This window comes from Terriglobia bacterium, assembly GCA_020073205.1.
Taxonomy (GTDB): domain Bacteria; phylum Acidobacteriota; class Polarisedimenticolia; order Polarisedimenticolales; family JAIQFR01; genus JAIQFR01.
Genome location: JAIQFR010000049.1, coordinates 1 through 20,137, shown reverse-complemented (window position 1 = coordinate 20,137; position 20,137 = coordinate 1). Strand labels below are relative to the sequence as shown.

Sequence of the window (20,137 nt, the reverse complement as noted above, 5' to 3'; positions counted from 1 at the left end):
CGCAACCCTCGCAGCGATCTCAAGGGGCACGGCCGACCGTACCCGGCCGTGCCCCCCGAAACTCCTCCCAGCTCGTAGGTTCTCCCGGCTCGACAAATTGACCCTGGCCCGGAGAATTGAATCCTTATAAATTGGGTATCGTGATGAACGCCAGTGATCCCAACGGGGGCGCCGAGAGGCGGCCCTTGCGGAGAAGTTGGGTTCTCGCGGGGCTCGCCCTCGTGTCGCTCGGCTTCTGCGCCGCCGCGTCGTATCCGGTGCTGAGCGGCCGCACCGAGCCTCCCCGATTCACGCTGGATTCCGCCGGGAGGGCTCTGGCCGAGGCCCGCAGAGCCCGCGCCGACCGGTGGGCGCGCGACGCCATGTTCGCGGCGGAATCCGCGATGCGGGTGGCGCTCACGGAGCAACGCCGGCAGGAAGTGCGCTTCTTCCTGCTTCGGGATTTCTCCACGGCCCGCGCGAGCCTGTCGGTCGCGGAGGACAAGGCGAGAAAGGCCTCCGCGGAGGCAGTCCTGAGGCGCGACGACTCCCGCGCCGCGGCGGACGCCGCCATGACCCGGGCCGGCGAGGAGCTCGGCCGCGCCGAGGATTGCGCCGACGCGATGCACCTCGGGGTCTTCGGACGCGCCCTCCTCCAGAAGGCGAAGATCGCCTACACCGAATCGAAGATCCTCTACGGCGCCGGCGAGTACCCCACGGCCGCCGACCGCGCCGAGACCGCGCGCACGCACGCGCTCAGGGTCGGCGACGAGGCCGCCAGCGCCGCCGCTCGCTTCACCGACGCGAGGATGGTCGCGACGTGGAAGCACATGGCCGACGACACCGTCGCCTGGTCCCGCGAGACCGGATCCCCGGCCGTGGTGGTCTATAAGGAGAACCACCGGCTGACCGTCTTCCAAGGGGGCCGGCCGGTCCGGTCGTACGCGGTGGAGCTGGGATACAATTCCACCCGGGACAAGATCCACTCAGGAGACGCCGCGACACCCGAGGGACGGTACCGGATCACCGCGAAGAAGGGACAGGGGAACTCGACGTATTACAAGGCGCTCCTCCTCAACTATCCGAACGAGGAGGACCGGGCGCAGTTCGAGCGCGCCCGGCGCGGCGGCCAGTTGCCGCGATGGGCGCGGATGGGCGGCCTCATCGAGATCCACGGGGACGGCGGCCGCGGCAAGGACTGGACCAAGGGGTGTCTGGCCCTCGCCAACCCCGACATCGACGACCTGTTCAAGCGGGTGGGCGTCGGGACGCCGGTCACGATCGTCGGCGGCGACGGCAACGGCGGCGCGTACACGGAGCTCGTGCGCCGGCACCGCGCGCCGTTGAACGGGACGGTCAGCCAATGAGGCACCAGGAGATCGACTTCCCGGGCGGATCGCTCTCGCAAGACGCGGGGGCGGCGGTGGTCGTGCGGACGACCTCGCGGATGCTCGCGATCGTCGGCCTCCTGGCGCTCGTCGGTCTGATCGTGGCGGCGTTCGCAGCCGCCCACGGCACCGGATACACGTACGGAGCGGTCCCCCGCGACGCCGCGGCCTCCCCCGCGGGGGAACCGCCGCCCTCGGACTCGAAGGCGCAAAAGCGGCTCCAGGCGAAACTCGAGTCGCAGCACCGCCAGCTCGAGACCGCGCTCCAGTCCAAGGTCCCGAAGGGGATCTACGTCGTCGTGGACCAGACGCAGAATCGCATCTACCTGAAGAAGGACGAGGAAACGCTCCTCAACGCAGCGTGCTCCGCGGGCTCCGGGCTGATCCTCAAGGAGGGGGACTGGGGCAAGGGGCGGAAGTGGGTGTTCGACACGCCTCGCGGCCTCTTCAAGGTGAAGTCGCGGCAGGAGAACCCGGTCTGGAAGAAGCCCGACTGGGCGTTCGTCGAGGAGGGGAAGCCGATTCCCAAGAGCAACGACGACCGGATGGACTATGGAACTCTCGGCGAGTATTCGTTCCAGCTGGGCGACGGTTACATGATCCACGGCACGCTCTACGAACGCCTCCTCGGGCGAAGCGTCACCCACGGCTGCATCCGCGTCGGGCGCGACGACCTCCGGAAGCTCTGGAAAGCGGTCCAGGTCGGTACGCCCGTCTACATCTACTGATGCGAACCAGCCTCCCGCTGGCACTGGCCGCCGTCGTGCTGGCGGCGCTCCCTGTCGACGCCCAGTCGCCCGCCGCGGGCATCGAGCGGCTGCGGAGGGAGAACACCCTCCTCCAGCGCCGGCTCGACCTGGCCAACGGGGACAGGTTCTACCTCGTCCTCGATCCCGCGACCTCGAGCCTCAAGCTGATGCTCAAGGGGGCCGTGCTCCAGGACTACGCGGTTCAGGCGCTCGAGGTCGGCGCGCCCCGGGTCGCGTACGCCGCCCGGACCCTCCCCGACGGGTGGCGCGGCCGGATCTGGGAGCGCGGCAACCTGGTCCCGCCGCGCGAGCTGGACCGTGTCGAGATCGTCGCACCGCCGCCCAGCAAGAACGCGGACGAGGACAACGCGCCTCCCGTTCCTATCCCGCAGACCCCGGAAGAGAAGTACCCGGTCCCCCACCGGTACCACGTCCGCTTCGAGGGAGGGCTCTCCATCGAGATCCGCCGCCAGGGGGAGCGGGAGTCCGCGTCGGGGTTCTGGAACGGACTCGGCAAGTCCCTGGGGATCTGGTGGGCGGACGTCAAGGCCGTCCTGAGCCGGTCGTCGCCCGAGGCCGACGACATCCGACTCAGGGTCATGCTCCGCCCGGCGGACGCGGACTCGTTCTACCGCGCGCTTCCGCCCGACACGAGGCTCTTGGTCCTCCCCGAGCCGGAGACCTGAGCATCAGAAGTACAGGTGGATCTCCAGAACGCCCTCGTCGCCGCGACCGGCGGGCACCGACGCCGGTCCGACGCGTCGCCTGACGTAGCCCCGAAGCTGGAGCCCGGGCCACGTCGTCCAGTCGACGCCCAGCCCTATCTGGGTTTCCGTGTCCCCACCCGCATTCCGGTCGGGATCGTGACGCCCGCCCCAGGCGCGCAGCGTGACGCCACGGGTCAGGAGCCAGTCGGCTTCCACGTGGGAGGCATTCCCGTCCACCGAAGGGGCCCCTGCGCCCGGGTCGTCGCGGATCGTGTCCAGCTCCGCAAGGAGGACGACGGGGCCCGCCCGTAAGCCTCCGAAGGCCCCGGCAAGGCTCTGCCGCGCGTTCTCGGGAAGATCGTCGCGGGCGGCCGTCAGCCCGACCCGGAACCCCCGCCTGACGTACGAGCCGACGAGAGAGACCTGCTTTCCGTTGTTGTTGTCGGCGGAAAGGCCCGCGCCGTTCGTGACCGCAGCCGCGATCGACCAGGGGCCCGGCTCGACGCCGACCTCGACCCCGGTGTCGCTGCTCGCGAAGTTGAACCCCGTCGCGGAGCGGGTGAACGCCACGTCGTCCTCTAGGCGGAGGCCGAACGGCGGGAAGAACCGCCCGACCTTGACCCACAGACTTCCTCGGGCGGGTCGCAGGAGCGCGAACGCCTCCCGGCTCGCCGAGGCGCCGGGCGCCACCTGCTCGTCGACGTAGATCGAGAGCCGGTCCTCGAGGACCTCGAGGTCTCCGTAGATCCGCGCGCCGAACACGTCGAACGACCAGAGGCTCGGCCCCTCCTCCGGCCGGGTCTCCTCGGCGCCGCCCCTCAGATCGGCGCCGACCCGCACGCGGGGGGCGAGGACGCCGTCGAACGCCCCCGCCGCCGACGCGCCCGCCGCCGGGAGCTCCAGCCGGCCGTAGCCCGATCCGTACGCGGTTCGGAGGCCGCCGCCGGTGAGGTTCGCGTGGCACGACGAGCACTTGAGCCCGGTCCGCACGGCGAGGTACGGCTCCGCGCGGGCCGCTCCCGCGGCGAGCGCCGCGAGAACGGCCAGCAACGGCAGTGGGGAAACTCGAGGCGGGGTGGGACGCCGATCAGTCGACACCGGCGCCTCCCAGGCTCGCGGTCATGGACGAGGACGACGAAGCGCCCCCGTTGATCCAGTCGCGAATCGCGGCGATCTCGGCGGCCGACAGCGCCCCGCCGGTCAGCGGCATCTGCGCCCCGATGATCCGAGCGTCGCCGGTGATCTTCATGTAGAGGTAGGAGTTCGCCGCGTCGCCGGGCTTCACCCTCATGAACGTCGGCTCCTCCGTGCTCGCGACGTTCACGATGTTCGAGAACGCCTGGCCCGCGGAGAGGTTCTGCCCCTGCTGCGGCGACGCGCCCGCGTGGCAGCCCGACAGCGCGCAGCTCGGCGAGAAGATGTTGGCCTGGATCGACGCGAGGGTCGGCTGGAGAGGCGGAGGAGGCGACTGCATCACGCCTCCCGAATAGCCGCCGCCGCCGCCGCACGACAGCGCGAGACCGGCCGCGAAGAGCGCGAAGGCCGCGCCGGTGCCACGGAATCCGATTCTCCCGATCATGATGTCCTCCGATTCCCCCTCAAGGTTTGCCGGCCGAAACGCCCCGCGGATGTTCCCGAACCCAACGGACGAACGCCTGTAGCGACTCGACGTCGACAGGGGTCGCGCGGCCCCGGAACGCGGGCATCCTAACGGTCTGAGTGGCGAGGATCCTCCGCGCGACCGGGTTCGCGGCCATCCGGTCGCTGATGCCGTTCATCACCCACTGCCGGAACTCGTCGTCGCTCGCCACCAGCTCCCGGTAGTCGCCGCCCTCCCACCCCGGCACGTACCCCTTGAGGGAGCCGGGGTTCGAGACGACTCCCCGCCCCTCGGGCCCATGGCAGCCGAAGCAGCCGAGCCGAAGCGCGACGTCGCGGCCCTCGGCGGCCGCGGGCTCGATCGGCGACCCGAAGAGCGAGACCGCGAGCACGAACGCGACGAGGGCGTCGGTCTCCTCGCCGGTCAACCGCCCTCGATAGGGCGGCATGGCGATCAGCGCGCCCGAGTCCGGCGCGCGTCCCGGCGGATGCCCGTCGAGGATCCACCCCTTCACGTCGTCCTCGCTCCGGTTCCACATCATCCAAGTCCCTCCCGTCCATCCCGGGACCTCCCCGCTCTTGGAGCCGAGGTTCGGGATCGGCCGCGCGCCGCCGTCCCCGTGGCACGCGAAGCACCCCATCCGCTCCGCCACCGCCCGGCCGCGCGGAACCGCGGCGGCCGACGCCTCAGCGCGCCACCGCGACCGCACGGCGATCCAGCCGAGGGCGACGCCCTCGGCCAGCGCCAGAGCGGCGAGGAGCGATACCGCGGCGATCGATGCTCGGCGCAAGGCGGCCTCTCCCCTCCCGACAGGAGCCGCTCAGGCTCCGGCCGGCTCGACGGCTTCGACGATCAGGATCTTCGCCCCGCCGCGCTCGGCCCACGTCCCGCGGATCGTCACCTTGCGGCCCGCGTGAGGCCGGAGCGTCTTGTTGGGGGTCTCGGCGTCGTTCTCCGACGCGAGCCATATCACCCTGCCGGTCCCGTCCTCGAGGAGCGCGAGGGGGATCCCCGCGTCGGCGCACTTCTGGGCGCACTCGCGATGCGACTCGCCGCGCGCGCCCATCTTGATGTAGCAGGCGGAGTCTATGACCTCGCCTCTCACCGCGACCTTCTCCCCGGCGGAGCGTGCCGGCGCGGCGCCGAGGGCCGCGACGAGAGCGATGGCGGCCGCCGCGGCGATCCGCCGCGAGGTGGATCGGCCGATCGCACCGGCCCCAGGTCGTCCCTTCGTCACGAAACGTCCTCCACGATCGGAAGTCATCTGTCGTCCCTCCGCACGTGAGAGCTCAGGAGCACGGCCTTGTTCCCGGCGAGGACGAGGGGCTTGCGAAGCTCCCGCGCCGCCGCTAGAGTTCGAACGCCCGAGCGTGGAATCGGAGAGGAGGGGAACCGTGTCGAGATCGACGCTCTGCCTCGCGGCCCTGGCCGTCTCGTCGACGCTCCTCTTCGCCGCAGAGGGCGGCGAGCAGCCTCCCTTGCCGAACGAGCTTGCGGTGACCGACGCGATCTCGATGACCGACGCCGACGAGGCCTACGTCGCGACGTCCATCCAGCACTTCAAGCTGGCCGACCAGCGACGGACCACGGCGGCCGTGGAGGCGGCCTACGGGCTGACCGACCGGCTCCGGATCTCGGCGGAGATGCCGTACGTGCTCGTCCGCCCCGACGGCGGGGGGTCGGCCAGCGGAATCGGCGACGGAGAGTTGGGCGTGCGATACGGCGTACTCGACTACCGCAAGCGGCCGTTCGGCCTCGACGTGGGTTTCGCCCTGAGCCTGCCGAGCGGCGACGAGACCCGGGACCTCGGCGAGGGCCGCGTCGTCGCGGCGCCGTCGTTGATCGCCTCTCGATGGCTGGGGCCGGTGAACGTGGAGCTCAACGTCGCCTGGGCACGCGCCGTGAACCACCCCGGCGACGGTCCGCGAAACGTGGTCGAGCACAACGTCGCGATCCTCTACCCGGTCGGGAGCTGGTATCTCGTCCTGGAAGGCAACGGAGAGACCGCCGGCGGGGAGACGAGCTACTACGTGACGCCGGAGGCGGTTTGGAAGGCCTCGGAGCACGTCCAGCTGCTCCTGGCGGCGCCCATCGGCGTGACCCGCGCGGCAGGCGACTACGGGGTGATCGCGGGGTGTACCGTGGAGCTCGAGCATCTCCTGCACCGGGGCGCGGCCAGGGACTGAGGAGCCTCCCTCCCACCGCCGGCGGAATCTCGCGTAGGATGGGGTTTCCGAAACGCCCGGGAACAAGGTGGCGAGTCATGGTTCCTACCAGCGGCGACGGAGCCCTGAATTTCGAGGAGCTGGTGACCGTGTACTATCGACCACTTTACCAGTTCGCCTACAGCCTCTCGCACGACGAGGCGGAAGCGAGCGACCTGACCCAGCAGACGTTCTACATCTGGGCCAGGAAGGGGCGCGCGCTGCGCGACCCGTCCAAGGTGAAGACCTGGCTGTTCACCACCTTGCATCGGGAGTTCCTGAGGATCCGTCGGCACGCGAGCCGGTTCCCGCACCGGACGATCGACGAGGCGGCCGAGGATCTGCCGAGCCTCTCCCCGACCGCCGTGGAGCGGCTCGACGCCGGCACGGTCCTGGAAGCGCTCGCGACCCTCGAGGAGATCTACCGGGCACCCCTCGCGCTGTTCTATCTCCGCGAGCACTCCTACGTCGAGATCGCCGAGATCCTGGCCCTCCCCATCGGCACCGTTCAATCCCGGATCTCCCGCGGCAAGGCCCAGCTCCGCGAGCGCCTGGCGCGAGGCGATTCGAATTCCAAGGAAGCCCGGAAGGTGCAAGGTGGATAGCCGCCAAGCCCGAGAGATCCTCGCGTGCTACCGTCCCGGGGTGGACGACCCCGACGCGCCCCCCTTCGCCGGCGCGCTCGAGCAGGCCCGCGTCGATCCCGAGCTCTCGCGATGGCTCGATCGTGAGACGGCGTTCGACGCCGCGATCGGCGCGAAGCTCAGGGAAGCGCCGACGCCGCTGGGGCTCAGGACGCGGATCCTGGCCGGCCGGCCGGCCGAGGCGACGCGCTCCGGGTGGCGGCGGCCGGCCGTCGCGTTCGCCCCGCTGCTGTTCCTGGCGGTCGCGGCCGCGACGTTCGTGGCGCTCGAGTGGCGCCCTTCGTCGGGGGATTTCGCGTCCTACCGCGGGGAGATGGCCGCGCTGGTCTCCGGCGATTACAAGATGGACATCGAAGCCCCGGACCTCGCCCGTCTCCGGGAGTTCTTCGCCGGGCGCCGCTGGCCTTCCGCCTACACCGTGCCCCCCGCGCTCGAAAAATATCCGCTCGAGGGCGGCATGGCGGTGCGATGGCGCGGCCACGAAGTGTCCGTCATCTGTTTCGGCGTGGAGAACGACGAGAGCAAGGACCTCTTCCTGTTCGTCATCGACCGCCAAGCTCTGCGCGGCGCCCCTTCCACCGCGGGCCTCAAGTTCGAGCGGGTCGCGAAGCTGACGACCGCGGCCTGGACCAGCGGCCGCCATCTGTACCTCCTCTCCGGCCGGGCCGACGAACCCACCCTCCGCAAGTACCTCTGACCATGTCCTCGACGCAGCGAAAGCGGAACGGGCCCGGTGCCCGGCAGCCCGGTCTCGGCCGGCGCGTGCCTCGAGGGCTCCTTCTCGGAGCGGTCGTCCTCACGGGCTGCGGCAGCCCGGTCGTCACGTCCTACCGCGTGCCCAGGAACGAGGCCTCCGCCGTCTCCCCTTCGAAGCGGGAGGAGCGCGCTCCCGTCGCGTCGCTTCCGCCGCCCGAAGCCCGCGGGTGGAACGTGCCCGCCCGCTGGAGAGAGATCCCGCCGGGACGGTCGGGGCTCGCGACCTACGTCATCGGTGGGGCCGGCGGCGATGCGCGGGTGGGCGTCACCGCGCTTTCGAGCGTCGCAGGTCACGAGTCCGAGGTCGTGAACCTGTGGCGCGAGGCCCTCGGCCTGTCTAGGATTGGAGGGGAGGAGGCCAGGAGGAGCCTGCGTCCCGTCCGGATCGGCGGCGACGCGGGCCAGCTGTTCGAGGCCTCCGCGGAGGGAGGCGGCGTGGACGGGCGGAGGCTCCTCGTGGCGGCGATGGTCCACCGGGACGGCACGAGTTGGTTCTACATGCTCACCGGCGATGCCGCCGTCGTCCGGGCGGAGAAGCCCGCCTTCCTCGGTTTCCTCGAGTCCGCTCGCGTCCCGCGGGCGACCACGACCGCGGGAGAGCCCTAGCCCATGGCCGTCCGTATCTGGCGCATCCTCGCGTCGCTCCGCCTTACCGTCGTCCTGCTGGCGTTCGGAATCCTCCTGGTGTTCGTCGGGACCGTCGCGCAGGTGGATGAGGGCTTGTACCAGGCGCAGACGCGCTACTTCAAGCACTGGATCGTCTGGGGCATCGGTCTCAACGGCCGCACGGTTCCGATCCCGCTTCCCGGCGGCTATCTCCTGGGCACCCTGCTGCTCGCCAACCTCGTCGCGGCCCACGCCACGAGGTTCGTGTGGACCTGGCGCAAGATCGGCATCCACATGGCCCACGCCGGGATCATCCTGCTGCTCGTCGGCCAGCTGGCCACGGACCTGCTCTCGCGGGAGACCGAGATGCGCTTCGCCGAAGGGGAAACCCTGGACTACTCGGAGAGCGCGAGGAGCTTCGAGCTGGCTTTCGGCGCCGACGTGAACGCCCGCACGCGGGAGGTCGTCGCGATCCCAGCGCGACTGCTCGAGCGCGGCGGCGAGGTGCGGGACGACAACCTTCCCTGCACGGTTCGGGTGACGAGCTACTGGCGGAACTCCGAGCCGTCGTTCCGGGCGCCGATGCAGCAGAACGGACCGCCGCTCGCGACCCACGGGATCGCGCGTTACTTCGATTTCCGGCTGCTCCAGGAGTCGCGGAACCCGGACCAGCGCAACGTCCCCACGGCGGTCGTCGAGATCCTCGGGAACGGGCGATCGCTGGGCACGTGGGTCGCCTCCGCGTGGTCCGCCGACGAGTCGCTGCTGGCCGCCGTTAGGGAGTCCTACACGCGCCAGGTCGGCGCCCAGATGGCGGGGCAGATCGCCGACCGCCTCGTCGAGCCGCAGACCGTCGAGATCGGCGGAAAGGCCTGGGCCCTCGCCCTCCGCCCCGCTCGGCATTACCATCCGTTCTCGATCACGCTGATGAAGACGACCCACTCGGTGTATCCCGGGACGGACATCCCCAAGGACTTCCGCAGCCGCGTTCGCATCGTGAACCCCGGGACCCGCGAGAACCGCGAGGTGGAGATCTTCATGAACAGCCCGCTGCGGTACGGCGGGCTGACCTTCTACCAGTACCAGATGGGCCGCGACGAGCTGGACGCGAGCCGGGGCACGAGCACGCTGCAGGTGGTCCGCAATCCGTCGTGGCTCGCGCCCTACGCGGCCTGCGGACTCGTCGGCGCCGGACTGCTCGTCCAGTTCCTGCTCCACCTCCATGGCTTCGTGACGCGGAGGAGGGCCGCATGAGGAAGTGGCTTCCGCTCGTGGCGGCGGGCCTCGCCGCGCTGTGGCTCCTGTCCGGGCTTCTCCCGCCGGGGGAGCCCGACGTCGCCTACGCCGAGTTCGGCCGGCTCCCGCTCCTCTTCAACGGGCGCTGCCAGCCGATGGACTCCGTCGCGCGCAACGCGCTCCTCACCCTCCGCGGGAAGCAGGCGGCCAACCTCGAGCCGTGGAAGGGCGGGATGGAGCACCCGCGGATCGTCTCCGGCATCGAGTGGCTCACGACCCTGATGATGTCGCCGGAGGTGGCCGACGCTTGGCCGGTGTTCCGCGTGGACCATCCGGAGCTCGTCTCGCTCCTGAAGCTGCCCGGGAAGGACCGGGACGCCCGATCGGACGGAATGCACTTCTCCTGGAACCAGATCCGGCCGTCCCTTCCGGCCCTGGACCGGGAGGCCGCGCGCGCGAACGCCGTCTCCGACGCGCTCCGAACCCGCTTCGACCGGGCGGTCCTGGGGCTCGAGGAGCGTGCGGCGCTCTACAACCGCCTCAAGAACACGCTGAAGCCGCAGGACGCCCTGGATTGGCCGCGGGAGCTGGACGATTTCGGGAGGGCCATCGGGCCGGGCATGGCCGCCATGGGCGCGTCGCACTCGGGCGACACCCCCGACCCGGCCGCGCGGGAGCGGCTTCTGGTCTTCCTCCAGCGCTACGAGGCGATGGCCGCGGACGAGCCGCCCCGGGTGGTGCCCCCCCGCGACCCCGAGGGGTCCCGCGAAGCGTGGACGAGCGTGGGCGAGGCGCTCGTCGACGCGCCGCGCGACGGCGGGATCCCGGACCCCGTGCGCCGCTACGCCGCCATCGTCGCCGCGTTCAGGAGCGGCAAGGCCGACGCCTTCAACCGGGCGGTCCTCGCCTACCGGTCGTCGCTCGCGCCGGGGTTCCTCAAGGAGCTGACCAAGGCTCGGAGGGAGGCCTTCTTCAACCGCCTGCAGCCGTTCTACTCGGCGATGGTCCTCTACGTGATCGCGTTCCTCCTGGCCTGCCTCTCGTGGGTGAACGCGTCTCACGTCCTCAGAAGGTCGGCGGCCTCGCTCGCGGTCCTCGCGTTCGTCGTGCACACGGCCGGCCTCCTGTTCCGCATGTGGCTCGAAGGCCGCCCGCCGGTCACCAACCTCTACTCGTCCGCCGTGTTCATCGGCTGGGGCGCGGTCGTGCTGGGCCTGGTGCTCGAGCGCTTCTACCGCGACGGCATCGGGACCTCGGTCGCGTCGTCGGTCGGGTTCGTCACGCTGATCATCGCGCACCACCTCTCGATGAGCGGCGACACGATGGAGATGATGCGCGCCGTGCTCGACACGAACCTCTGGCTCGCGACGCACGTCGTCGCCGTGACCACGGGGTACGCGAGCACGTTCGTCGCCGGCTTCCTCGCGGTGATCTACGTCGTGCGCGGCGCGTTCACAAGGACGCTCCGGCAGGAGACCGGGGCCTCGCTCGCCCGCATGGTGTACGGCATCGTGTGCTTCGCGACCCTGTTCAGCTTCGTCGGCACGGTGCTCGGAGGCATCTGGGCCGACCAATCGTGGGGCCGGTTCTGGGGGTGGGACCCGAAGGAGAACGGCGCCCTCATCATCGTGCTGTGGAACGTGCTCATCCTGCACGCGCGGTGGGGAGGGATGGTGCGGGAGCGCGGCCTCATGAACCTGGCGATCTTCGGCAACATCGTCACGAGCTGGTCGTGGTTCGGCACGAACATGCTGGGCATCGGGCTGCACAGCTACGGCTTCATGGACTCCGCCTTCAAGTGGCTCCTGGCGTTCGTCGCCAGCCAGCTCGCGCTGATCGCCATCGGCCTGCTGCCGGAGAGGTCCTGGCTCAGCCTTCGCCGTCGCTCCCCTCGGTCGGACGGCGACCGGAAGGACGCGAGGGAGCCGGGAGACCGGGGCGCGTCCGAGCTCGCCTCGACCTAGCCCGCCTTGGCGATCTCGTCGCCGGCGAGGCCGGAGCGCGCGGAAGGCCCCTTGTGGGCGTCCGCCCATTTCAGGATGCCGTCCCGGCGCGTGCCGCCGATCTCGTAGAGCGCCTCCTTGTCGAAGATCATCAGCTCCCGGGAGTGCCCAACGATCACGTAGGTCTTCGACATGAAGATCGCCTCCTCCGGGCAGACCTCCTCGCACAGCCCGCAGTAGATGCAGCGGAGCATGTTGATCTCGAACTTCGCGGGGAACTTCTCGATCTGGTGGAGGGGATGGTCCTTGGGGTACTCGGCGGCCTCGATCGAGATCGCGAGCGGCGGGCAGACCCACTGGCACATGTAGCACGCGACGCACTTCTCGCGCCCGTCCTGGTCCTTGACGAGGGCGGGGACGCCGCGATAGGCGGGCCCGAACTCGTGCTTCCTCTCCGGGTACTGGATGGTGTCCTTCCTCCGGAAGATGTGCCGGAAGGTCACCGCCATCCCCGAGACGATGCTCGGCAGGACCAGGTGGTCCCAGATCGAGAGCTTCCGCGGACGCTTCACCTTCATGCGCCGATTCTCCGCCACCCCGGCCCCGGACGATCCTACCTCGTCCCGGGGCCGTCCGCCCGATCGCCCTTCCCGGACGGCTCGACCATCTGCGACCTCAGCACCTGCGCGACGTCGAGCACCTTGATGCTCTCCTGTCGTCCGGTCTCCGCCACGCCGTCGGACATCATGGTCATGCAGAAGGGGCAGGCGACGGCGACGACGCCCGCGCCGGTCGCAGCCGCCTCCTCGGTCCGATTCACGTTCACCTTCGTCCCGATCCGCTCTTCCATGAACATCCGGGCGCCCCCCGCGCCGCAGCAGAACCCGTTCTCGCGGCTCCGCGGCATCTCGACGACCTCGAGCCCGGGAATCGCCCCGAGCGCCCGCCGCGGCGCGTCGTAGACTTCGTTGTGGCGGCCCAGGTAGCAGGAGTCGTGGAAGGTCGCGGTCGGCAGGGCGGTGCGGGTCGGTTTCAGGGGGATCCGCCCCTCCTCCGCGAGGCGGGCGAGCAGCTCGCTGTGGTGGGTCACCTCGTAGTGCCCGCCGAGCTGCGGGTACTCGTTTCGCAGTGTATTGAAGCAGTGCGGGCACGCGGTGACGATCTTCCTCACGCCGTAACCGTTCAGCGTCTCGACGTTGCGGGACGCCAGCATCTGGAACAGGTACTCGTTCCCCGCGCGGCGCGCGGGATCGCCGGTGCAGGTCTCCTCGACCCCCAGGATCGCGAAGCGGACCCCCGCGGCGCTCAGGAGCTCGGCGGTGGCGCGCGCGATCTTCTTGTTCCGGTCGTCGAACGCGCCGGCGCAGCCGACCCAGAAGAGGAACTCCACGTCCTCCGGTCCGTCGGACATCCGCGGGACGTCGAGGCCTTCCGCCCAGTCCGCGCGCGTCGAAGGGTCGATCCCCCACGGGTTGCCGGCCTTCTCGAGGTTCTTGAACGCCGGGGTCAGCTCCGCCGGAAACGCCCCGTCCTCCAGGACGAGCTTGCGGCGCATTCCGACGATCCGGTCGACGAACTCGATGAACAGCGGGCAGGCCTGCTCGCAGGCCCGGCAGGTCGTGCACGCCCAGAGGACGTCCTCGTGGATCGTGGCCCCGGGCAGCACCGGCGGCTCCCAGCCCTCCCCGGCCTCGCGTCGCCCGAGCAGCAAGGGGAGCGCCGGCAACAGCTCGTGCCTCATGTCCTCGTTGATCCGCTTGGGATTGAGCGGCTTCCCGGTGGCGTACGCGGGGCAGGCATCCTGGCAGCGCCCGCACTCGGTGCAGGAGTAGACGTCGAGGAGGTCCTTCCACCCGAGGTCCGTGAACGTCGTGACCCCGAACCGCTCCGCCGTCTCGAGGTCCATCGCCGGGAGCGAGCCGGTATCGAGCCGGCGAAACAGGACGGAGGCCAACGAGGTCACCACGTGGAAGTGCTTCGAGACCGGCAGATAGGCCAGGAAGAACAGGAGCGACGACAGGTGGAGCCAGAACGCGCAGCTGTGCATCCTCCCCAGGGCGGCGGGGACGAGCCCTAGGAACAGGGGCCCGAGCAGCACGCCGGCCGGCGAGCGGTAACCCGCCGCGGTGCCGGTGACCGCAGTCTCGATCCCGGCCATCCCGAGATCGGTCGCCATGAGCACCGCGATCAGCGAGAGGATGACGCCGGCGTCCCACGACAGGGTGAGCCGGGCCGGGCGCGTCACGACGCGGCGCCACGCGGCGACCCCCACGGCGCCGAGGACGGCGACCTCGAACAGGTCGCGGAACGCGGCGTACGCGGTGCCGAGCGCGGACCCGGGACCGAGGCCGACGATGTGGAATCCCTCGCTGAACCCGCGACCCACGAACACGACCGAGTTCAGCGCGACCGCGAGGAAGCCCCAGAAGATCAGGGCGTGCATCAGGCCGGCGCCGCGGTACCCGCGCGCCAGGATCCTCTTCTGGCCGAGGAAGAACGACACGAGGCCTCGGATCCGCTCCCCCCACCGGTCGAAGCGGTGGGAGGGGCGTGCCGCGGCGAGCATCGCGATCCTCGCCTCCATCAGGTAGCCGAAGGCTCCCAGGGAGACGAGGAGCATCGCGACGAAGATGGCGAACGCCAGGGGCGAGTCGGTCGGCCTCACACGTCCTCCGGTCGGGTCCGCGCCAGGAGCCGGAGCGTAGCACAGGGGTTCGGCCTCGACCAAGCCGCCGCCCCGGTGCCAGGCGTCGCCCTCAGCGCGACCCCACCGGTATGAGGAAATCCGAATGCGAGCGATGCGGACCCAGGCGATCGAGCGCGATCGATCCGCCGAACTCCGAGCCCCGGTCGGTCTACCACGACGCGTGGCTCCCCAACATGCCGCGGCACGAGGCGTACCACCCGGCGGACACGCGCGAGGTCTTCGTCACGGCACGGTTCTCCCTCGGCGCGCCGGAAGGCCCGACGCGCCAGGACCGAACCGAGCGTCGGATGCCGTCCGGCTAGAGCTGGATCGGGCCGGGGCCCACGGGCACGCAGTTGTGAGCGTGCGCGCAGCTCGCGAAGCACCCGTTGGTGTACGTCCTCCCGTTGTCGCACAACACGGGCGCGTAGATCAGCGGGCAGATGCACCCCCCAGCCGCCTGGACCTCGGTGAACAGCGAGAACGCGCCGATCGCGATCGCCACCATCATGACGGTCGCGACGAGCAGCTTGACGGACACTCCACGGTGACGCATGACGGCTCCTCCTCTCCGTGGTCCCGCGTCGCGGGCCACGCCGAAGCTCTCCCCCTGTCTCGGAACGCCATCGATTCTACCCCAGCCCGGACCGTCGGGGTGGGGCCGTGGCCGCGCCTCCCGGGCATATACTTGACTCAAGGGGGATGCCGGTGACGAAGGGCCGGGCGGCGCTGCTCAACCAGAGCGACAGGCCCACCGCCAGCCACTACACGATCCTGGCGATGTCCTGGGCCGGCTGGCTGTTCGATTTCTACGACCTGATGCTGTTCTCCTTCCTCCTGGTTCCGATCCGCCAGGACCTTGGACTCTCGGATGCCCAGCTCTCGTTGCTCCTCGGAGCGAGCCTGGCCGCAACGGCGCTCGGAGGGCTGGCGTTCGGCTGGCTTGCCGACCGACTCGGCCGCAAGGTCGTGCTCTCCTTCACGATTCTCACTTACTCCCTCGGGACCTTCCTGTGCGGCCTCAGCCCGAACATGGGAGCCCTGCTCGTCTTCCGAATCGTCACCGGGCTGGGGGTGGGCGGCGAGTGGGCGACGGGCCAGACGCTCGTGGGGGAGACCTTCCCGGCGAGGATGCGCGCGCGCTTCGCGGCGGTGATGCAGACCGGGGCCCCTGCGGGAATCGCGCTCGCGGCGGTGGTGGGGGGGTTCGTCGAGCCGGCCCTCGCGGGACGGCTCGGCCCGAGCTGGGGCTGGAGAGCGTGCTTCTTCGTCTCGACCCTCCCCGCCCTGCTGGTGGTGGCCGTCCGTCGCTACATGCCGGAGTCGGACGTCTGGGAGGAATGGCAGCGGCATCCCGAGCGACGGGAGGCGGCTTCGGGCCAGCACTTCCTCGCCTCGCTGCGACGGGACGCGCCGATCCGGCGGCTCTTCCTCCTCGGCCTCGTCCTCGCCGTCACGGACATGTCGGCCTACTGGTTCACGTATTCCTGGATGCCGAAGTACCTGTACGACAAGCTCCACTTCTCCATGAACAAGGCGGGGATCTGGATGCTCGTGACCCAGGCGGGCGGGCTGCTGGGCTACCTGTCGTTCGGCATCGTCGCCGACTGGAAGGGCCGGAGGGTCGCCTACACGCTGTACTCGCTGATCTGGGCCGCGGGCTTGCTCTCCGTCACGTGGTTCTGGGGAACCCTGGTGACGGTGCCCGCGCTGACGCTCGTGTTCTTGTTCCTCGTCGGGGTGGGCACCGGGAACTTCTCGGGGTACGGCCCGATCTTCTCCGAGCTGTTCCCGACGCGCATCCGGAACACCGCCATGGGGACGGCATTCAACCTGGCCCGGGGGGTTCAGTTCTTCACGCCGCTGGTGATCACCTGGGTGGCGTCGATGACGTGGCTCGGTCCCGAGCGGAGTCTCGGGATGGGGATCTCCATCGGCGCGTTCTTCGCCCTGCTGACCGGGGCCTGGGTCTGGACGCTGCCCGAAACCCGGGGCACCCGCATCCTCGCCGCGGGCCTGGCGCGCGGGGAGGAGCCGTCCTTCCCGCGAGCTCCCGCCTAGGACGAGGCATGCCGCTCCCCGACGCATCGCGATTGCTGTCGGTCCCACGGGGGACGTGGCGCTCGCTCGCCGACCGCCTCCGCGCCCTCGGCGTGACCACCGACCGCGCCGGGCGGATCTCGCGCGTCTGCCGGCGGATGCCGACGAGGCTCGCGCTGCCGCTTCGCCGTTGGCACCTGCGCCGGATGCAGGGCGGCGGCGCGGCCGCGATGCGGATGCTCCTGTTCAACGACCCGGTGACGCCTCGCGAGGCCGAAGGAGCGCTCGGCGAGGACCTCCTCCGGACGCTCGTGGAGGCGGGGCTCCTGGTCCGCGGCGAGGACGGCGGAATCGTGTCCCCGTTCCTGATGAACCTGGTCAACGACCTCTACGTCGTCTGCGACGACCTGGCTCATGGGGGCCCGGCGGTCATGGGCGCCGGCGAGACGACGGGCGACCTCTGCAGCGCGGCGTATCCCACGCGGAAGATCGGGAGCGCCCTCGACCTGGGCTGCGGCGCGGGAACCGGCGCGCTCCTGTTCGCTCGCGAGGTACGGCGAGTCGTGGGGATCGACGTGAACCCGCGCGCCATCACGCTGGCGCGCCTCAATGCCGAGATCAACGGCATCGCCAACGCCGAGTTCCTGAAGGGCGACCTGTTCGAGCCGGTGGCGGACGAGGCGTTCGATCTCGTCTTTTCCCAGCCGCCCTTCGTCGCCGGGCCGGAGGAGTGCGACACCGCGACCTACCTTCACGGGGGCGCCCGTGGGGACGAGATCGCCTTCAGGATCCTCGCCGGCCTCTCCTCGCACCTCAGACCGGGCGGCCGCGCGGTCGTGCTGGTCGAGTGGCCCGAGGTCGACGGCGCGGCCGACGAGAGCCGCTTTCGCGACGCCGTCGGCTCGCTCGACCTGAGCGTGCTGATCCTCCGCGGCGCGTCCACCGACCTCGACGAGCACTGCGCGTGGTACGCCGCGGGAGAGCACCCCGGCGACCTCCCGTCCTACGAGCGAAAGGCGACGATCCGCCGCGAGCACCTCGAGCGGACCGGCATCCGCGGCCTGCGGCTCCTGGTGGGCGTGGTCCATCGCGGTCCGCGCGCGCCCGGGTGGACCTCGACGGTGGACATCCGACCCCTGAGCGAGGTGACGGTGACGAGCGAGCGGATCGATCGCCTCCTCGCGTCCCGCGATCTACTGGCCGCCGGACGCGAAGCGCTGCTCGGCGCCCGGCTGCGCATCCCCGACGGGACCGTGTTCGTGGAGCAGCGCGCCGTCTCCGGCCTCGGCGAGCCGGGCCGGATCGAGGCTCGATTCCCCGACGCGGTGCTTCAGCCCCCCCTCGGGCTGAACGCGCATTCGCTCGGTCTCGTCTCGCTGGTCCACGGCTCGCCGTCGGTCCGGGCCGCCGCGGAGCAGCTCGCGGCGTCGTTCGGCGCCACGGCGGACGAGGCGGTGGCGAAGGCGCTCCCGGCCGTCGAGGAGGCGCTCCTCTGCGGGCTCCTGGAGCCGGGGTAGCGCGCGCTCGCGACCCGCGTCAAACCGGCCGCAGGACGAGGAGCTCCGCGCGTGGGTTGACCCGCTCCACCCTGAGATGGATTCGCGCCCGAAGCTCGATGCCCGCCAGGCCAGGGACGGGCTCCTCGAGAAGCGTCTCGAGCAGGACCACGACGGGGCGCGGGACGGTTTCCACGACGATCGCCTCGACCGTGTCGCCGCGGTGCTGCTCGAGGTAGCGGAGAAGCCAGTAGCGGTCCGCCGCGCGCTCCGCCCGCCGTCCGTCCCCCTCCGACGCTTCGGTCGTCGCGGCGACTCGCCGGAGCGATTCGACGTCGTAGGCCGGAGGCTTCCCGGCGAGGGCGGTGGCGATCTGGCGGTGGACCGCGAGATCCTGGAAGCGCCTGAGCGGCGACGTGACCTGAGCGTAGGCGGGAAGGCCGAGCGCGTGGTGCGGGCCGGGCTGCAGGGAAACCTCTCCCTTCCGCATCGCCTTCCTGAGCGCCCGCGCCGCCGCGAAATCCGCCCCTTCGCCCTGCGGCGGGGGAAGCGGGCCCTCCGGAGCGGCTTGACGCCGGTAGATCGCCGGCAGCCCGCGCTCGAGGCAGAACCGCGCCCCGACGGCTCCCGCGAGGATCATCGCCTCGGAGACGACACGGTGTCCGGGCGAAGACGGATCGGAGCGCTCCAGCTCGATGCGGCCGTCGGTCCCGATCCGCGCGTCCACCTCCGGAACCGCGATGCGGATCGCTCCCGCCGCGACGCGTCGCTCCTCGCGCAGCGAGGCGACGAGCGACAGGTCCCGCAAGACGCCGGCGAACCGCCCTTCGCCGGTCGAGATCGCGCGGTCCGCGTCGTCGTAGGCGAGCCGCGCGCGCGAGCGGATCGTCGAGCGGAGGATCTCGGACCCCGTCACCTCGCCCGCGGCCGAGAGATCCACAAGGAAGCTCAACGCCGGCCGGTCCCTCCCCTCGACGAGGCTCGCCGCGTCCTCGGAGATCGCCTCGGGGAGCATGGGAAGGCGCCCGTCCGGGAGGTAGTGCGTCACCGCGCGCGCCAGCGCCTCGTCGTCCACGGGATCCCCCGGCGAGACGAACGCCGACGGGTCGGCGATGTGAACGCCGATCCGCCACCCCCCGTTCGCGAGCGGCGAGACCGACAGGCCGTCATCGATCTCCCGGGTCGACGGCCCATCCACGGTCACCACCTCGAGGTCCCTGAGGTCGGCCCTCCCCTCGCCGGACGGCGCTCGGCGCGCCGCTTCACCCGCGGCGGCGATCGCCTCCTTCGGGAACACCGTACGAAGGCCGTAGCGGCGGATCGCGAGGTTCTCGTCGTCCGACGCGAATCGGCCGATTCGACGCAGCAGGCGGAATGCCCCCTCGTGCGGCCGGTCGTAAGAGACGCCGGCGCCCTCGAGCGCCTCGATCGCGAGGGCCCGGGCGGCCTCCGGAGCGTCGAGATCCAGGATGGCCAGGCCCTCGAGCGCGTCCAGGTAGCGCTTCTCCTCGGGGCTGCCCGATGACTCCCACGAGCCGCCCGCCGCGGCGCGCCCGAGCGCGGCGAGCGCGGCGCGGCGGCCCGCGTCCCGCGCCGCCATGCGATCGCGCTGGAGCCCGATCTCCTCCACCGACACGCGGGAGCGCGGCTCCCACCCGCTCCCCTTCCTGACGAACCGCAGGCCGTCACCGAGGAGAGCACGGACCACCGCGGCGCGGCGCTCGCCCGTCGCCGAGCCGAGGGCGAGATCGGCGAGCGTCCGGTCGTCCTGCGTCCCGCCGGCCTCGAGGGCAAGCTCCCACAGCGATGCCACGTCCACCCCGGCGGCGAGTCCGGCGATCCGGACCTCGGCCTCCGCGAGGCGGCGCACCGCCGCGCGTCGCCCTTCCGGCGTCGCCCCGGGGGCCGGACCCGCGTCGAGATCGAACGCGACCCTCGCCGGAGCGACCCGCTCCTCGTGCCCCCCGGCGACGACCAGACGGACCCGCTGCTTCTCCTCCGCCGCGACCACGCCGAGGGCGAGGCCCGCTCCGTCCCACCACGCGACGAGCGATCCGGCGGCCGGCACGGCTCAGAGCCTCTTCAGCATCTCGGCGACCCCCC

The 20,137-nt window shown here is 71.0% G+C and carries 20 protein-coding genes; 12 read left to right on the top strand and 8 right to left on the bottom strand.

Annotated features, from left to right (window positions below; all coding sequences use genetic code 11):
* Positions 1-185: 185 nt before the first annotated feature.
* The 3 genes from LAO51_11630 to LAO51_11620 are packed head-to-tail and all read left to right on the top strand — an operon-like array spanning position 186 to position 2,802.
* On the top strand, positions 186-1,346 hold the full coding sequence (locus LAO51_11630) for a L,D-transpeptidase (protein ID MBZ5639387.1): 1,161 nt from the start codon (positions 186-188) through the stop codon (positions 1,344-1,346).
* Positions 1,343-2,095, top strand: a complete 753-nt coding sequence (locus tag LAO51_11625) for a L,D-transpeptidase (protein ID MBZ5639386.1) — start codon at positions 1,343-1,345, stop codon at positions 2,093-2,095. The genes LAO51_11630 and LAO51_11625 overlap by 4 nt, the downstream gene beginning before the upstream one ends.
* Positions 2,095-2,802 (top strand): hypothetical protein, encoded by a 708-nt coding sequence (locus LAO51_11620; GenBank protein MBZ5639385.1) that lies wholly within the window; start codon positions 2,095-2,097, stop codon positions 2,800-2,802. The genes LAO51_11625 and LAO51_11620 overlap by 1 nt, the downstream gene beginning before the upstream one ends.
* A gap of 3 nt (positions 2,803-2,805) precedes the next feature.
* Here LAO51_11620 and LAO51_11615 read toward each other — a convergent pair whose 3' ends face one another.
* Genes LAO51_11615 through LAO51_11600 form a run of 4 tightly spaced genes read right to left on the bottom strand, consistent with a single transcriptional unit; the run spans position 2,806 to position 5,660 of the window.
* Entirely contained in the window at positions 2,806-3,921 is a 1,116-nt protein-coding gene (locus LAO51_11615) for a hypothetical protein (protein MBZ5639384.1), read from the bottom strand.
* The gene (locus tag LAO51_11610; protein ID MBZ5639383.1) at positions 3,911-4,402 is read right to left on the bottom strand and encodes a hypothetical protein; all 492 of its coding nucleotides are present in this window, start codon (positions 4,400-4,402) and stop codon (positions 3,911-3,913) included. The genes LAO51_11615 and LAO51_11610 overlap by 11 nt, the downstream gene beginning before the upstream one ends.
* A 19-nt stretch (positions 4,403-4,421) precedes the next feature.
* Positions 4,422-5,213, bottom strand: a complete 792-nt coding sequence (locus LAO51_11605; protein ID MBZ5639382.1) for a cytochrome c — start codon at positions 5,211-5,213, stop codon at positions 4,422-4,424.
* 30 nt (positions 5,214-5,243) lie between these two features.
* Positions 5,244-5,660: a hypothetical protein gene (locus tag LAO51_11600; GenBank protein MBZ5639381.1), complete on the bottom strand. Its 417-nt coding sequence runs from the start codon at positions 5,658-5,660 to the stop codon at positions 5,244-5,246.
* A 157-nt stretch (positions 5,661-5,817) separates the two neighbouring features.
* On the opposite strand from LAO51_11600, the gene LAO51_11595 reads away from it, so the two are divergent.
* From LAO51_11595 to ccsA, 6 genes are all read left to right on the top strand, one after another.
* A complete protein-coding gene (locus LAO51_11595) occupies positions 5,818-6,609 on the top strand; it encodes a hypothetical protein (protein ID MBZ5639380.1) in 792 nt (263 codons plus the stop codon).
* Between the two features lie 77 nt (positions 6,610-6,686).
* Positions 6,687-7,232 carry an RNA polymerase sigma factor gene (locus LAO51_11590; protein ID MBZ5639379.1) on the top strand — a complete coding sequence of 182 codons (546 nt, stop codon included), beginning with the start codon at positions 6,687-6,689 and terminating at the stop codon, positions 7,230-7,232.
* Positions 7,225-7,968, top strand: coding sequence for a hypothetical protein (locus tag LAO51_11585; protein ID MBZ5639378.1), 744 nt, complete (start codon positions 7,225-7,227; stop codon positions 7,966-7,968). Before LAO51_11590 ends, LAO51_11585 begins: the two co-directional genes overlap by 8 nt.
* 2 nt (positions 7,969-7,970) lie before the next feature.
* Positions 7,971-8,633 (top strand): hypothetical protein, encoded by a 663-nt coding sequence (locus LAO51_11580; GenBank protein ID MBZ5639377.1) that lies wholly within the window; start codon positions 7,971-7,973, stop codon positions 8,631-8,633.
* 3 nt (positions 8,634-8,636) lie between these two features.
* Complete coding sequence (locus tag LAO51_11575) at positions 8,637-9,887, top strand: cytochrome c biogenesis protein ResB (GenBank protein MBZ5639376.1); 1,251 nt, start codon at positions 8,637-8,639, stop codon at positions 9,885-9,887.
* Positions 9,884-11,833, top strand: a complete 1,950-nt coding sequence (ccsA, locus tag LAO51_11570) for a cytochrome c biogenesis protein CcsA (protein MBZ5639375.1) — start codon at positions 9,884-9,886, stop codon at positions 11,831-11,833. Before LAO51_11575 ends, ccsA begins: the two co-directional genes overlap by 4 nt.
* Here the strand turns inward: ccsA and LAO51_11565 are convergent.
* Positions 11,830-12,390 carry an NADH-quinone oxidoreductase subunit I gene (locus LAO51_11565; protein MBZ5639374.1) on the bottom strand — a complete coding sequence of 187 codons (561 nt, stop codon included), beginning with the start codon at positions 12,388-12,390 and terminating at the stop codon, positions 11,830-11,832. The genes ccsA and LAO51_11565 overlap by 4 nt on opposite strands.
* Positions 12,391-12,425: 35 nt before the next feature.
* Positions 12,426-14,477 carry a (Fe-S)-binding protein gene (locus tag LAO51_11560; protein ID MBZ5639373.1) on the bottom strand — a complete coding sequence of 684 codons (2,052 nt, stop codon included), beginning with the start codon at positions 14,475-14,477 and terminating at the stop codon, positions 12,426-12,428.
* A 110-nt stretch (positions 14,478-14,587) separates the two neighbouring features.
* Between LAO51_11560 and LAO51_11555 the strand changes: the two genes are divergently transcribed.
* Positions 14,588-14,821, top strand: a complete 234-nt coding sequence (locus LAO51_11555) for a hypothetical protein (protein ID MBZ5639372.1) — start codon at positions 14,588-14,590, stop codon at positions 14,819-14,821.
* Here LAO51_11555 and LAO51_11550 read toward each other — a convergent pair.
* Positions 14,818-15,054 carry a hypothetical protein gene (locus LAO51_11550; GenBank protein MBZ5639371.1) on the bottom strand — a complete coding sequence of 79 codons (237 nt, stop codon included), beginning with the start codon at positions 15,052-15,054 and terminating at the stop codon, positions 14,818-14,820. The genes LAO51_11555 and LAO51_11550 overlap by 4 nt on opposite strands.
* Before the next feature lie 146 nt (positions 15,055-15,200).
* Here LAO51_11550 and LAO51_11545 point away from each other — a divergent pair, with 146 nt between their 5' ends.
* Together LAO51_11545 and LAO51_11540 are read left to right on the top strand one after the other, a co-directional pair.
* Positions 15,201-16,559 (top strand): MFS transporter, encoded by a 1,359-nt coding sequence (locus tag LAO51_11545; GenBank protein ID MBZ5639370.1) that lies wholly within the window; start codon positions 15,201-15,203, stop codon positions 16,557-16,559.
* Between the two features lie 8 nt (positions 16,560-16,567).
* Positions 16,568-18,055, top strand: a complete 1,488-nt coding sequence (locus LAO51_11540; protein MBZ5639369.1) for a methyltransferase — start codon at positions 16,568-16,570, stop codon at positions 18,053-18,055.
* Positions 18,056-18,074: 19 nt separating this feature from the next.
* Here the strand turns inward: LAO51_11540 and LAO51_11535 are convergent, their stop codons facing one another.
* On the bottom strand, positions 18,075-20,102 hold the full coding sequence (locus LAO51_11535) for a ribonuclease R (GenBank protein ID MBZ5639368.1): 2,028 nt from the start codon (positions 20,100-20,102) through the stop codon (positions 18,075-18,077).
* Between the last annotated feature and the right edge of the window lie 35 nt (positions 20,103-20,137).

Bases quoted from the DNA above. Each gene is read 5' to 3' on its own strand.
- LAO51_11625 (MBZ5639386.1), top strand. From the start codon at position 1,343: ATGAGGCACCAGGAGATCGACTTCCCGGGCGGATCGCTCTCGCAAGAC.
- LAO51_11620 (MBZ5639385.1), top strand. From the start codon at position 2,095: ATGCGAACCAGCCTCCCGCTGGCACTGGCCGCCGTCGTGCTGGCGGCG.
- LAO51_11610 (MBZ5639383.1), bottom strand. From the start codon at position 4,402: ATGATCGGGAGAATCGGATTCCGTGGCACCGGCGCGGCCTTCGCGCTC.
- LAO51_11590 (MBZ5639379.1), top strand. From the start codon at position 6,687: ATGGTTCCTACCAGCGGCGACGGAGCCCTGAATTTCGAGGAGCTGGTG.
- LAO51_11580 (MBZ5639377.1), top strand. From the start codon at position 7,971: ATGTCCTCGACGCAGCGAAAGCGGAACGGGCCCGGTGCCCGGCAGCCC.
- LAO51_11575 (MBZ5639376.1), top strand. From the start codon at position 8,637: ATGGCCGTCCGTATCTGGCGCATCCTCGCGTCGCTCCGCCTTACCGTC.
- ccsA (MBZ5639375.1), top strand. From the start codon at position 9,884: ATGAGGAAGTGGCTTCCGCTCGTGGCGGCGGGCCTCGCCGCGCTGTGG.
- LAO51_11565 (MBZ5639374.1), bottom strand. From the start codon at position 12,390: ATGAAGGTGAAGCGTCCGCGGAAGCTCTCGATCTGGGACCACCTGGTC.
- LAO51_11555 (MBZ5639372.1), top strand. From the start codon at position 14,588: ATGAGGAAATCCGAATGCGAGCGATGCGGACCCAGGCGATCGAGCGCG.
- LAO51_11550 (MBZ5639371.1), bottom strand. From the start codon at position 15,054: ATGCGTCACCGTGGAGTGTCCGTCAAGCTGCTCGTCGCGACCGTCATG.
- LAO51_11545 (MBZ5639370.1), top strand. From the start codon at position 15,201: ATGCCGGTGACGAAGGGCCGGGCGGCGCTGCTCAACCAGAGCGACAGG.
- LAO51_11540 (MBZ5639369.1), top strand. From the start codon at position 16,568: ATGCCGCTCCCCGACGCATCGCGATTGCTGTCGGTCCCACGGGGGACG.